Below are 14,138 nucleotides of genomic sequence, written 5' to 3' on the forward strand. Positions count from 1 at the left end.
TTAATAACGCAGCAGTATAACAGCCTGGCCGGATAAAAAGGTGGATATCAGGCACGTAGCTGGCTTAGTAATTGTTTTTGATCTAAAAAGCGTTGTACCTGCAACCGCACCTGCTTGGCAGACTGACAGGCAAGCACCTGTGGCAGTAACAATGCCAGTTCAGATAACTCTACCCGGCGCAGCAGCCATTTAATTTTTGCCAGGTTACTACTGTTCATACTAAAGCTATTGTATCCCATCGCAGCCAGCAGCAGGATACCAGCCGGTTCACCCGCCAGCTCGCCACAGACGCTGGTAGGAAACTGCAGGCCCTGCGCCTGAAGACTAAACTGATGCAAAGCCCTGAGTACCGCCGGGTGCATGGCATCGTAAAGGCTGGCAACACGTGGATTGTTGCGATCTACCGCCAGCAGATACTGGGTTAAATCGTTGGTGCCAATAGAGCAGAAGTCCACTTTACGGGCTAACTCTGGTAACTGATACATAATCGACGGCACTTCAATCATCACGCCGATTTTAGGTTTAGGCAGCTCAATGGCAAGCTCATCACTCACTTCAAAGCTGGCTTGCTTGATTAGCCGCACAGATTCATCAACCTCGGCCAAGTCAGAAATCATCGGCAATAATATATGCAGATTATCCAACGCCAGATTGGCTTTTAACATGGCGCGGATTTGCACCAGGAAAATTTCCGGGTGATCCAGCGTCAGGCGGATACCGCGCCAGCCCAAAAATGGGTTTTCTTCAACAATACTAAAATAAGGTAAAGCTTTGTCGCCACCAACATCGAGCGTGCGCATGACAACCGGTTTAGTAGGATAGTTCTCCAGTACTTTACGGTACAGCTCTATCTGCTCCTGCTCGGTGGGAAAACGGTTACGCATAATAAACGGAAATTCAGTACGGTACAGGCCAACACCGTCGGTATACACCGGGTTAGTGGTTTCCAGTTCAATCGCCAGCCCGGAGTTCACCATCAGGTTAAACTGCTTGCCGCATAATGATTGGGACGGCTGCGCTATTTCAGCCAGATACCGGGCGTTTAATGCCACATCTTCGCTGATTAAGCGTTGATACTCCGCACAAATGGCTTCTACCGGCGACAATAAAATATGGCCCTGATAACCATCTACAATCAGCCGCTGCCCTTGCCAGTGCAGCAAAGGTAACTCGTCAACCCCCATTACCGCAGGTATGCCCAATGCCCGCGCCATAATAGCCGCATGTGAGTTTACCGAGCCTTTTAGCGACACTATGGCCACCAGTTGCTCGCGTGGCACTTCTGCCAGCATAGTGGCCGTAACATTATCGGCCACCAACACAACTTTTTCCGGCAGTTTAATTTTGCGCTGCTCAGTATCGAGCAAATTGTTCAGTACCCGCTGTCCCAGATCGCGTATATCTGTGCCGCGTTCGCGTAAATAAGCATCGTCCATATCATCAAACTGGCGGGCAAACTTTTCTACCACCCGCTTAAGTGCACTTTTAGCACACCAGCCCTCTGCAATTTGCAGCTCTATTTCATTACCCAAACTGGCCGCATCCAGCAGTTGATGATAAACATCAAAAATAGCCAGGGCGTCAGCCGGTAAATGGCCACTCATTCGCTCCGCCAGACGGTTAAATTCTGCTTTGGTAATTTTTACTGCCCGATAAAAGTGCGCCAGCTCTTTTTCCGGATCATCTGCGCGCTTTAACGAAATAGCGTTAAAGTCATTCGCCGGTTCCAGTACAAAAGCCTCGCCGATAGCAATGCCGGGCGCACCGGGTAAACCTTTTAGCTGGCCGGTCTGTGTCTGGCTGGGGCTGCTTTCACTGGCTGCCTGGCGCATCTCGGCATTGGCCAGCACTGACGCTAACTGCGCGCCCAGTGTAACCAGAAAAGACTCTTCATCTTCGTTAAATACCCGCTCTGCCGCTTGTTGAATAGTCAGCACGCCAAGCACTTTGCGATGATGAATAATAGGGCAACCAAGAAAGGCAGAGAAACGGTCTTCGCTTACTTCAGGGGTAACTTTAAAACGGGGATGCAAATGGGCTTTGGCCAGGTTAATGGGCTCTTCGCGCTGGCCTACCCAGCCAATTAAACCTTCAGAGAAACCGATAGCAATATTGCCGATAGCATCCGGGTTTAAACCGTCAGTTGCCATCAGCATAAAATGTTGCTGTTCATAATCGGCAAGGTACACTGAGCAACATTCCGTTGTCAGTGCCTGTTTTACGCTCGTCACTAAGCCAGCTAATGCATTTTGAAGCACTGGCTCTTGTGCTACATCCTGAACAATTCGCCGTAACTGGCCTAACATAAGAGCCTCGTCGTCACAGGTGCTATCCTGTTGAATTAACTTTTTTTCTTACCTTCGCGGCGTATAAACGGCAAAGCGACCGGAGCAAACTCTTTCATGACTTTTCGGTAAACTTCACGCTTAAACGCCACTACCTGCCGCACCGGGTACCAGTAACTGACCCAGCGCCAGCTATCAAACTCCGGATGAGTGGTTTTAAGTAAGTTTACATCTTCGTCAGCGCAGGTCAGGCGTAGCAAAAACCATTTTTGCTTCTGGCCAATACACACCGGATTACTGTCTTTGCGAATTAAGCGTTTGGGTAGTTTGTATCTTAACCAGTGCTTGGTTGTGGCAATAATTTCCACATCATCAGCGCTAAGACCTACTTCTTCATTTAATTCGCGAAACATGGCTTGTTCCGGCGTTTCACCGTCATCAATACCACCCTGTGGATACTGCCAGGAATGCTGACCATACCGTTTTGCCCAAAACACCTGTCCCTGGTGGTTACAAATCACTATGCCGACATTGGCCCGAAAACCTTCGGCATCGATCACACAAACCTCTGGCGGATCACAAATCACTATGCCAAAGATTCTTTCATAAAGTCGCTACTTCGGCAAACGGTATTTTTGCCACACCTTTTACAGAGTTATCCACAGTTACGTTATTATGGCACCAGCGAATGTGCACTTTTTCACAGGTACTGTTGATAAAACTGTGCATAGCCGCTAGTTAGCCGTTGCATAACTTGATATAGCAAAAAAATGCCAGACAGAACCACTAAGCATTAATTAATAAATTCAATTAGTTAATCATTTCCCGACACTAATAATTTTATACTGCCGCTGTGCGTAAGTTGGTTTGCTGTGTTTTTAAGCAGCCAAAAGCTGTAAAAAATGCTAGCGTTATCCGGTATTTGCTAAAGGCGATGATAATGTTTACACCACCGGCCTCATTAGAAGAATTACTGGCACGCTGCCAGGCACTGGCAGGGCTGACTCTGGGACAAATTGCCGCACAGGCACAGTTGCAGGTTCCGGCTAACCTGAAAAAAGATAAAGGCTGGGTTGGTCAGTTGCTGGAACATGTACTGGGTGCCAGCGCAGGTTCTAAAGCTGAGCCAGACTTCCCGCAATTAGGGGTTGAATTAAAAACCCTGCCGATAGACCGTAACGGCAAACCGCTGGAAAGTACCTATGTTTGCGTAGCACCGTTAACCGGTGTGGCCGGGCAGCAATGGCATGAATCCTGGGTTTGTCAGAAACTGCAAAAAGTATTGTGGTTGCCGGTGCTGGCAGAGCGGCAAATTCCCTTACCAGACAGAATGGCTGGCAGCGCGTTTTTATGGCAGCCAGACCCACGCCAGCAACAGGCCTTGCAGCAGGACTGGGAAGAACTGATGGAGCTTATCAGCCTTGGCGGTATACATAACATCAAAGGCGCCACCGGCAAAGTACTGCAACTGCGCCCTAAAGCTGCTAACAGCAAAGCACTGACCGATGCCATAGGGGCAGATGGCGAGCCAATCCGCACCCTACCCCGCGGCTTTTATCTTAAAGCCAGCTTTACTGCCAGCTTGCTGCAACAGCAGTTTGCCCTGCCGCTTAGCGAGTTTTAATTAGTTACGGTATTTGTCGACAATCTGGTTGTACCGGCCATTCTCACGCAGTTTAGCCAAGCCGGTATTAAACTGCGCAACCTGATCTGCAGATACCGAGACCTGACTGAACATAACATAGACATCAGAACTGCCAAGGCTGATATTGTGTGGCTGAATGTACTTATCCAGGCCCTTACGCCGTAAAATTGCCGCGCCGACGAAACTGTCTTCCAGCAGGCCATCAATTTCTTCATCGAGTAACCGCGCCATGTTCAGCTCACTAATAATGGCGCCAACAAACAATGGCCGTAACTTATCATCAGCATAGAGTTCTGCTACTTCGTCGCCATAATAATATTCGTTTACTACGCCGACCTTATGCCCGGCAGCAACAAATTCTTTTAACCCGGAGTAAGGCAAACCGACTTGCTCTTTGCGGACATACAACTGAAAACGCTCCTGACGGTATGGCTCGGAGAAAAAAGCAAACCCTTCGCGCTCTGCTGTTTTAGATGCTCCCAATACAAAGTCTACATCACCATTTTTCAGCAGTGTTAAAAGTTCAAGCCAGCTGCCCTGCACTACATCCAACGTGCAGCCCATATCTGCAACCACCTGTTGCACCAGTTCAACATCAAGCCCGGTAACGGTATTACCTACGGTCATATATTGGTACGGCTCCCAGGCGTCTAACCCCATAGTAAAGTTGCATGATGTAAGTTGGGCGGGAGCTTCAGTGGCAGCAACAGGCATGCTTTGCTCTGGGACAGGCTTGCAGCCAGGTAACAGTAAAAATACGGCAACGACCAACAGCATGTAAGTTTTCATATTACACCTCAAGGCGTTATGTGACGCCCTAAGCGTAGTGTATAAGCCAGACTTATGCACACCTGTTCAAAGGATGTTATTGCTAAGATTTAACGTATTACTGATATTAATACGGGCAGGACGCGACCGCGCCGGACAAAACTCAGCAATGCTGATTAATGTCAGGGCGCGAGCGATAACAGTAAATTAGCGCACCGGTAACTCAAAACGGGCAAACATACGATCAATCTCTTCCTGATTACGCAGCATATTGGCTTTTTCTACCACGTCTTTTGTCAGATGCGGAGCAAAACGCTCGATAAAATCGTACATATAAGTACGTAAAAATGCACCTTTGCGAAAACCGATTTTAGTGGTGGAGGCATCAAACAAATGGCTGGCATCTATAGCGACTAAATCTTTGTCCAGCGTTTTATCCATCGCCATAGACGCTATAACCCCAACGCCCAGCCCCAACCTGACATAGGTTTTAATCACATCGGCATCGGTAGCGGTAAAAACAATTTTCGGCTCCAGCCCCTTAGCAGCAAAAGCTCTGTCCAGCTCAGAGCGGCCGGTAAAACCAAATACGTAGGTTACTATCGGGTGCTGTGCGACATCTTCTACGGTAATTTTTCCACCAAGCTGCAGTAGCGGATGATCCTGCCGCACGATAACGCTGCGGTTCCAGTGATAACACGGCAACATCACCAGATCGCTGTACAAATGCAAGGCCTCGGTAGCAATAGCAAAATCGGCATCGCCGCGTGAAGCTGCTTCAGAAATTTGTTGTGGCGTGCCCTGATGCATATGCAACGATACCTTGGGATATTTATGCATAAAGCCACTGATCACCGGCGGTAGGGCATATCGCGCCTGGGTATGCGTGGTAGCAATATTCAGCTTGCCCTGATCCGGCAGCGTGTGCTCTTTGGCAACCGCTTTGATACTTTCAACTTTTGCCAGAATTTGCTGGGCTATATCAATAACATCACGCCCGGCCGGGGTAACGTGAGTCAGGTGCTTGCCACTGCGGCCAAAAACCTGAATACCCAGTTCATCTTCCAGCATACGCACCTGTTTACTGATCCCAGGCTGTGAGGTGTATAGGCTTTCAGCGGTAGAGGAAACGTTAAGATTGTGGTTCAGCACTTCAACTATATAACGCAGCTGCTGCAATTTCATGTGTCACTGGTCCGGTAATGGCATATCATTGCTCAATATACATATATGGCAGGATATTCCAACTAATTTTTATTTATCTACTTACTATAACTAATGGTAGCTAAAACAGGCGGCGCACCTGCATTGCCAGCGCCTTTATCGGAGGTTACATGACATCAGATGTTCAGGCCATAGACTTTGCTTCTGTATTGGCCTCTACCGTGCATGATATGAAAAATTCACTTTGCATGCTGATACAGTCTACAGAATTTATTCAACAGGAAAGTGAGCAATTGTCTGAGCCGGCAAAAGACGAACTGGCCCGGCTAAATTATGAAGCAAACCGGCTGAATTCTAATCTGTTGCAGTTGCTGTCGCTGTACCGCTTAGAGCGTAACCAACTGCCGGTACAAATTGATCAGCATTACATTGCTGATCTAGTTGAAGAGATTTTACTAAAAAATCAGTTTTATACTGAACAGCGTGGTTTTTCCATTCAAGTAGAACAAGCCGCTGACCTGCACTGGTTTTTTGACTACGATCTGATGTCGAACCTGCTGAACGATGCCGTTGCCAATGCGATGCGTTATGGCAACAAACACATATTGCTCAGGTTCGGACAACTGGCAGGCAAATTACAGATAGAAGTGCATGATGATGGCCCCGGTTTTCCGGAGTTTATGCTAAATACCGACACTCTTGATATGAATACGCCCGATTTAACCAATAACCACACCGGCCTTGGAATATTTTTTGCTAAGCTTATTGCCAAAGCCCACGGCAATAAAGGCCAGTATGGCGCGGTTGAATTGTTCAACGGCGGTATCTATCACGGTGGCGTATTCCGGGTTACTTTGCCCTGAGTAATACAGATAGCTGTTATTTCAGTTGTTTTGTGATTAATATGAGTTGTTGAACCTGTCCATAATGAGGTTGGAATGCTGGTAACCTTGATCATTACACTGATAATTGCATTGGTAATTATTGCCGTTATTGTCAGTGCTATTCAGCAGCATAAGGAACGGCTGGCAACGTTAAAACGGGCAGAGTACAGCAAGTTACGTGCTGTACTGGAAGACAGTGAAGAATTATTAGTAAATTCTGCCAATGTGCCGTTATCGCCCGCTGTCAACCAGATGCTGTTAAAACGTGTCGCTTTTACGCTACGCGCAATGGTAGAGCTTGAACCTGGCGCACGCGATCTTAAACAACGCCTGCAAGAAACTGAAAACCAGTTAACTGACACTAATACCGATAACAATGCCTCTGCTGAGTCAGTCACGCTGCCAGACAACGACCAGCAACTGATAGGGATGATTAAAGGCATAAAGCGCCTGCGTACTGTGCTGCGTGGTGAGCACGCCAGGGGCAATGTTGATACCCAGATGGTTATTCAGGAAGATCGCCGGCTGGAAGTACTGCAGCTTCGCATTAATGTTGAAAGCCAGATTAAGCGCGGTAATCAGGCCCGTACCAATAATATGCTGGGCTCTGCCCGGCAGTACTTTGAAAAAGCCTTAACGGCACTGACTAATACCCCTCATCAGGACGACTACACCAACACCCGTAAATCTGAAGTGCTGCAAGCACTGGAAGACATTGCCACTCAGTTAAAAGAGGGCAATGTGCGCGACCGTGAGAAGAAAGAAGAAAAAGAAAACAAAGATTTAGACGAGCTGTTTGCACCCAAACGCAAATGGTAACACTTATAGTGTTATACGAAACAGGCCGCATTAGCGGCCTGTTTTTTTACTGTTGGCAATGCCTTTATTTAGCCACCACCCATTTGCCATTTTCATACCAGGCAGCCCAACCGGTCGCTTTGCCGTCTTTTTCCGACATCACATATTGCTGCTTGGTTTTACGGCTCCAGCGTACTATAGCCGGGTTACCATCAGGATCTTTTACCGGCGCATCGGCCAGATAATAGAACTTCGGCGATAGCTGAGCACGGTATTTAGCTAACTCTGCCACTAACGGTGCCCGGGTTTCACGTGATTTCGGGAAGGTAGATGCCGCCATAAACAAGCCGGCAGCGCCATCACGCAGTACAAAGTAAGCATCTGACTTTTCGCATTTCAGCTCTGGCAAATGTACAGGATCTTCTTTTGGCGGCGCGGCCTCGCCATTGCGCAGCAGCTTACGGGTGTTTTTACAGTCACTGTTAGTGCAGCCAAAATACTTACCAAACCGGCCTGATTTTAACTGCATATCACTGCCACACTTATCACACTCAATCAGTGGGCCATCGTAACCTTTAATTTTAAAACTGCCCTGCTCTACCTGATAACCATCACAAGCCGGGTTATTACCACAAACGTGTAATTTACGCTGCTCGTCAATCAGATAGCTGTCCATGGCCGTACCGCACTTAGTACAGCGTTTTTTCTGCCGCAGCGCTTCGGTTTCCATTTCATCTTCGTCGCTGACATTCACTGCCACATCACCCGAAACCAGGTTCATCGTAGTAGTACAGCGCTCTTTGGGCGGCAGGTTGTAACCTGAGCAGCCTAAAAATACCCCGGTAGAAGCCGTACGAATACCCATAGGCCGGCCACAGGTTGGGCAGGCAATATCGGTTAGCACAAACTGATTAACCCGCATGCCGCCCTGCTCAGGGTCGTTTTCGGCAGTTTTCAGTTTTTGATAAAAATCACCGTAGAAGCTATCCAGCTCTTTACGCCACTGCGCCTGGCCATTGGCGATATCATCCAGCTTTAACTCCATATTGGCAGTAAAATCGTAATTCATCAGGTCGTTAAAGTTTTCTACCAGCCGATCGGTAACAATTTCACCCATTTTCTCAGCGTAGAAGCGCTTATTTTCAACGCGCACGTAACCGCGCTCCTGAATAGTCGAAATAATGGCGGCATAAGTAGATGGCCGGCCAATGCCACGTTTTTCCAGCTCTTTTACCAAGCTTGCTTCACTAAAGCGGGCCGCAGGCTTGGTAAAGTGCTGCGCACTTATCAGCTCTTCAAGGCTCAGCACTTCGCCGGGTTTAACGTCAGGTAATACGTTGTCTTCTTCATCTTTACGTTTCACTGCCGGTTGTACTTTAGTCCAGCCGTCAAAACGCAACACCCGGCCTTTAGCTTTCAGTTCAAAATCGCCGGCCTGTACAATAATGTTGCTTACATCGTAAAGCGCTGGCGGCATCTGGCAGGCCACAAACTGACGCCAGATCAGCTCATATAATTTACGCGCATCAGCTTCCATATCGGCCAGGCTGGATGCCAGTACGTTAACATCGGATGGCCGGATAGCTTCGTGCGCCTCCTGAGCATTGGCTTTACTACCATAGCTTAATGGCTGCTCCGGCAGATATTTTTTGCCAAACTGCTCAGCAATATAATCGCGGCAAGCGGCAACCGCATCGGCACTTAAATTGGTAGAGTCGGTACGCATATAAGTGATATGACCAGCTTCGTATAAGCGCTGCGCCAGCATCATGGTTTTCTTTACACCATAGCCCAGCCGTGTGCTGGCAGCCTGTTGCAGAGTTGAGGTAATAAAAGGCGCCTGCGGCTTACTGCTGCTGGGTTTATCTTCACGCTCCTGCACGGTATAGCTGGCTTTGTTTAACAAGGCCAGGGCCGCATCAGCCTGGGTTTTGTTTACCGGCTTAAAGGCTTTGCCTTGCTGTTTAATAACATCCAGTTGTAAGGCCTGCTTTGCTGCCGTTTGCGTATCGGCAGCTATGGTCCAGTATTCTTCCGGCACAAAGGCTTTAATTTCGCGTTCACGCTCTACTACCAGGCGCACTGCAACCGACTGTACCCGCCCGGCTGATAACCCCCTGGCGACTTTTTTCCATAGTAAAGGCGACACCATAAAGCCCACAACGCGGTCTAAAAAGCGGCGGGCTTGCTGTGCATTTACCCGGTCGACATTCACTTCGCCAGGTTCTTTAAAAGCATTTTGAATGGCATTTTTGGTAATTTCGTTAAATACTACCCGCTTAAACTTTTGCTCATCACCACCGATAATTTGCTGCAAATGCCAGGCAATAGCTTCTCCTTCACGGTCTAAGTCCGTTGCCAGATAAACGGTGTCAGCTTTTTCTGCCAGCGCTTTTAGCTCTTTCACCACTTTTTCTTTACCGGGCAAAATTTCATAGCGGGCTTTCCAGCCATGCGCCGGATCTATACCCATGCGATCAACCAGTGCCTGGTATTCTTTTTCTTCTTTACTCAGTGATTTACTCGCCGCAGACTTTTCTTTGCTGCTGCTGGTGGGTAAATCACGAATATGACCTACGCTGGACTTTACAACAAAGTCATTACCGAGGTATTTGTTAATTGTTTTCGCTTTTGCCGGTGATTCGACTATAACCAGTGATTTCGCCATCTTAATCCCGAGATCCCTAACATTTTGTGCATGCCAACTATGCTGCTTTTTTAACGTATATCCGTAAACCGCAGTTGTGACAAGTGAATAAACTCATTATTATGCAAACCAGCTCATTTTCAGAGCTGCCTGGCGAAACCTTCGCCAATCCAAATGAAGCATCCTCAAGCGGCCGCAAAAATAATAAAAACAGTGCCCTTTCCAAACAAGGATATAAAGCAAAAATGAAATACTTCGAAGCAAACTTTGATGGGCTGGTAGGCCCAACCCATAACTATGCCGGTTTATCTATCGGCAATGTTGCCTCATTATCTAACGCTAAAAACAGTTCCAGCCCGCGTCAGGCGGCCAAACAGGGCTTAAGTAAAATGAAGGCCCTGCATGACCTGGGTTTAGTACAAGGTGTGCTGGCACCACAAGAGCGACCCGATGTATACACCCTGCGCCGTCTTGGTTTTACCGGCACTGATGCACAGGTAATAGAAAAAGCTGCCAAACAAGCACCTGCTGTGTTTAAAGCCGTTTGTTCGGCCTCCAGCATGTGGACAGCCAACGCCGCCACCATATCACCCTCTGCTGATACTGCTGATGGCAAAGTGCATTTTACCCCTGCAAATCTTACCAACAAATTTCACCGCTCACTTGAGCCTGTAACTACAGGCAAGATTTTGCAGGCAATGTTCCGTGATCCTCAACATTTTGCGCATCATACACATTTACCGGACAATGATCACTTTGGCGATGAAGGCGCCGCGAATCATACCAGACTTTGCAGCGCTTATGGTAAACGGGGGATTGAACTCTTTGTATTTGGCCGTTATGCATTCGATAGCAGCCAACCGGCGCCAAAGCGTTTTCCGGCCCGCCATACACTGGAAGCCTGCGAAGCGGTAGCCCGGTTACATGGGTTAAGTGCAGAGCACGTGGTATATATGCAGCAAAACCCCGATGTGATTGATCAGGGTGTATTTCACAATGATGTTATAGCTGTGGGTAACCAGAATGTGCTGTTTTACCATCAGCAAGCCTTTATCGACAGCCAGCAAAAGCTAACCGAGTTACAGCGTAAGTTTGGTAATGCCCCCCAGCTGCACCTGATTGAAGTAAAAGACAGCGAGGTTTCTGTAGCAGAAGCGATTAAAACTTACCTGTTTAATACTCAGGTAGTGACGTTACCCGGCGGCGAAATGGCCATTATTGCGCCAACTGAATGCAGCGAAAGCACCGCCGTGTCGGCCTATCTGGCTGCGCTGACAGAGCGCAATACGCCGATAAAACAGATCCACTACTACGATGTTAAACAAAGCATGCGTAACGGCGGCGGCCCGGCCTGTTTGCGCTTGCGTGTAGCCATGAGCGAGCAGGAAAAACAAGCCGTAAACCAGAACGTGCTGATGAACGATGCGTTGTTTACCCGGTTAAACCAGTGGGTAGATAAACATTACCGTGATCAGATTTCCGAAGCCGACCTGGCCGATCCGCAGTTGCTGCTGGAGTCCCGTACCGCACTGGATGATTTAACCCAAATTCTGGCTCTGGGTTCGGTGTATCAATTCCAGCAAGAATAAATAATGTGATTCAGGTAAAAAAAGGGAGCTGATTTAGCTCCCTTTTTTGGTTACTGCATTTTATCAGTTTGCTATTGCACAACTTGCAGCAACCCCGTAAGGATTTGCAGCAGGAGCAGATGTCTCGTTGGTGGTATCTTCAGATGACACCGGTAAACCATAATTACGATAGGTCACATTCTCAGTACCGGCAGCAAAACCTGATACCTGCAGTCTGACATCTAACCAGGCTCCGACATCCTGAGGGTAAATAATGTTAAACACCGCTATCCCATTCTCATCTGCGGTAACAGTTGCAGGGACCGTTACAGGATTTCCCGGCGTTAACAGACCGTCCCCATTGATATCTTCTCCGGCATCGATCATACCATTTAAATTTGCATCTTCGCTTACACAATCAAGTGGCAAATTGTTTGCGTCACGAACAGTGACAAACGGGACCCAAACTTTAAAAGCTGCAGGCGCTGGTGGAGATTCAACCCAATACCCTTTCCTGTATGCAACCGGCGCAACAGAGACATTCAGCGACTGATTCTGTACGGGGTTGCCTGAACTATCAGTTACGATAACAGAAAACTGTTTTGCATAAGTGCTGATACTGGGTTTAGTAATAACGTTGCCCGTACCAAAACGGAAAAACAATGTACGTTTACCCACTGCAATATCTGTCTCATCCGATATAGCGTTGTTGTTTTGTAATGCCGCTTTAATAACCAGATTCAAGCCTTCAACACCGGCGCCGGTATTAGCGTCAGCTGTAAACACTGTAGAGGCTATACCCTGAGAGTTAGTTACAGCAGTACCGGTACTAATAACACCACCAGCGGCGTTATCCAGAGAGAAAACAACAACCTGGTTTTTTACCGGATTATTGTTAACATCACGAACGATGGCGCGTATAGCGCTGGACTCGCCAGCACCAATCTGGGCCGGGAATGCCTGGGTTTCAACTTTTGTCGGGTTAACAGCAACAAACTCCACTACCTTTTTCGCGCTAACAGCATCCTCACCCACGCCGCCAGTTGCACTGATTGTTGCCAGGCCTGCAAATTGCGAACGTACAAAAGTGTGTGCCAGACCATTCGCGTCTGTCACATCCTGAGCAGTTACAGCATTCCCCAGATTAGCTGCAGCATCGGCAATTGCACCACGGGTAGTATTAAATACGATATTTTCACCCACATTAGCTGTGCCGTTAACCAACCACTCTACTGCAAGCTCCTGAGCCGTATTCAAATTAATTTCAAGCACTGCAGCTTCATTTGCGCCAGCCACAAATGCAAACTCATCCGCGCTAACATTTAGAGTAATTGTGCTGGTTGCGCCTAAGGCGGTAACCGTCAGTCTGTCGGTACCGGGATTCACTGCAGTATAAGTAAAACTGGCCTTGCCGGCCGAGCCAACTGTTGCCGGGCTGGTATCGCTTAAGGTATTACCCAGAGCTGACGCTACTTCAACTTCGGTGTTTGGAATACCAATGCCATTTGAGTCTGTTAAGAATACATCTATTGATGTTGTATCCCCCAGCACCACTGAATTAGGGGCAGCTACCTCAATTGAAGTGCCAGACACCGCTACGGTTAACCGTGATGTTTGCTGTTGTACGCGTGCAGTAATCACAATATCGCGGTTGTTTTTGTTGGTTTGAGTCGTCAGAGTAGCCTTCGCAGTGCCGTTAACGGCAGTTACTGCATCAACCTGCACTAATTCTCCGGAGTCGCTTGCGAAGGTAACAGGAACGCCAGGCACAACAACGTTATTGGCATCACGAACCAGTGCCGTCAGTTCTATTTTAGCGGACGCCCCAGAGCCTAACAGCAAGCTATCAGCAATTAATGCAACCGACCCTACTGTCACCCCAACCTGTTCCCCGCCATCACCGGCAGAGGTAAAACCAGCATTAGCCGTTGCTCCAGCAAAAATAGCGGATACAGTACCCGCGCCGCTTTTACTACCAACCAGCAGGCTGATAGTTGCGACACCGTTACTATTAGTCAGTGCAGTGCCAGCAGCATTACCCAACACGGCCAGCTCGGTATCACTAAGGGCGAAGTTGATAACCTGATTGGCAATATTACCGCTATTTGTCGCCGTCAGCGTTGCGGTTATTGTTAAAGGGGTTGCCTGAGATAATGCTGTTGCAGCAGTGCCTGCAGAGTTAGTTATGGTTAAAGCTACACGGTAAACGGGTGTAGTGCTGCCACCACCTGTGCCGCCGTCAGAGTCAAGAGTACCACCGCCACCGCAGGCTGCTAACATAGTTAAAAGCAGCGCAACGATAAGTTGCTGAACGTTTCGCATTAAACTCTCCCAAGCTGTTTTTTTATTATATAGTTTTTGTTAATTCTGCATCTTAAA

At 48.0% G+C, this 14,138-nt stretch carries 10 protein-coding genes; 4 read left to right on the forward strand and 6 right to left on the reverse strand.

Annotated features, from left to right (window positions below):
* Positions 1 to 47 precede the first annotated feature (47 nt).
* Both ptsP and rppH read right to left on the reverse strand, forming a co-directional pair.
* A complete protein-coding gene (gene ptsP / locus BLW68_RS15765) occupies positions 48 to 2,306 on the reverse strand; it encodes a phosphoenolpyruvate--protein phosphotransferase (RefSeq protein WP_092795453.1) in 2,259 nt (752 codons plus the stop codon).
* A 35-nt stretch (positions 2,307 to 2,341) separates the two neighbouring features.
* Positions 2,342 to 2,845: an RNA pyrophosphohydrolase gene (gene rppH, locus BLW68_RS15770; protein ID WP_092795455.1), complete on the reverse strand. Its 504-nt coding sequence runs from the start codon at positions 2,843 to 2,845 to the stop codon at positions 2,342 to 2,344.
* 380 nt (positions 2,846 to 3,225) lie between these two features.
* On the opposite strand from rppH, the gene mutH reads away from it, so the two are divergent.
* Positions 3,226 to 3,909, forward strand: a complete 684-nt coding sequence (gene mutH, locus BLW68_RS15775) for a DNA mismatch repair endonuclease MutH (RefSeq protein WP_092795457.1) — start codon at positions 3,226 to 3,228, stop codon at positions 3,907 to 3,909.
* Here mutH and BLW68_RS15780 read toward each other — a convergent pair whose 3' ends face one another.
* Entirely contained in the window at positions 3,910 to 4,719 is an 810-nt protein-coding gene (locus BLW68_RS15780; protein WP_092795459.1) for a substrate-binding periplasmic protein, read from the reverse strand.
* A gap of 186 nt (positions 4,720 to 4,905) precedes the next feature.
* Positions 4,906 to 5,883 carry an HTH-type transcriptional regulator CysB gene (cysB, locus tag BLW68_RS15785; protein WP_092795461.1) on the reverse strand — a complete coding sequence of 326 codons (978 nt, stop codon included), beginning with the start codon at positions 5,881 to 5,883 and terminating at the stop codon, positions 4,906 to 4,908.
* Positions 5,884 to 6,032: 149 nt separating this feature from the next.
* Here cysB and BLW68_RS15790 point away from each other — a divergent pair, with 149 nt between their 5' ends.
* Positions 6,033 to 6,725: a sensor histidine kinase gene (locus BLW68_RS15790; protein ID WP_092795462.1), complete on the forward strand. Its 693-nt coding sequence runs from the start codon at positions 6,033 to 6,035 to the stop codon at positions 6,723 to 6,725.
* Between the two features lie 75 nt (positions 6,726 to 6,800).
* A complete protein-coding gene (locus BLW68_RS15795; protein WP_092795464.1) occupies positions 6,801 to 7,565 on the forward strand; it encodes a hypothetical protein in 765 nt (254 codons plus the stop codon).
* 64 nt (positions 7,566 to 7,629) lie between these two features.
* Here BLW68_RS15795 and topA read toward each other — a convergent pair whose 3' ends face one another.
* Positions 7,630 to 10,212: a type I DNA topoisomerase gene (gene topA, locus BLW68_RS15800; protein WP_092795466.1), complete on the reverse strand. Its 2,583-nt coding sequence runs from the start codon at positions 10,210 to 10,212 to the stop codon at positions 7,630 to 7,632.
* Between the two features lie 224 nt (positions 10,213 to 10,436).
* On the opposite strand from topA, the gene astB reads away from it, so the two are divergent.
* Positions 10,437 to 11,780 (forward strand): N-succinylarginine dihydrolase, encoded by a 1,344-nt coding sequence (gene astB, locus BLW68_RS15805; protein WP_092795563.1) that lies wholly within the window; start codon positions 10,437 to 10,439, stop codon positions 11,778 to 11,780.
* A 63-nt stretch (positions 11,781 to 11,843) separates the two neighbouring features.
* Here the strand turns inward: astB and BLW68_RS15810 are convergent, their stop codons facing one another.
* Positions 11,844 to 14,081 carry a beta strand repeat-containing protein gene (locus BLW68_RS15810; protein ID WP_092795468.1) on the reverse strand — a complete coding sequence of 746 codons (2,238 nt, stop codon included), beginning with the start codon at positions 14,079 to 14,081 and terminating at the stop codon, positions 11,844 to 11,846.
* Positions 14,082 to 14,138: the final 57 nt, after the last annotated feature.

Origin of the sequence: Rheinheimera pacifica, assembly GCF_900108485.1 — a bacterium.
Lineage (GTDB): Bacteria > Pseudomonadota > Gammaproteobacteria > Enterobacterales > Alteromonadaceae > Alishewanella > Alishewanella pacifica.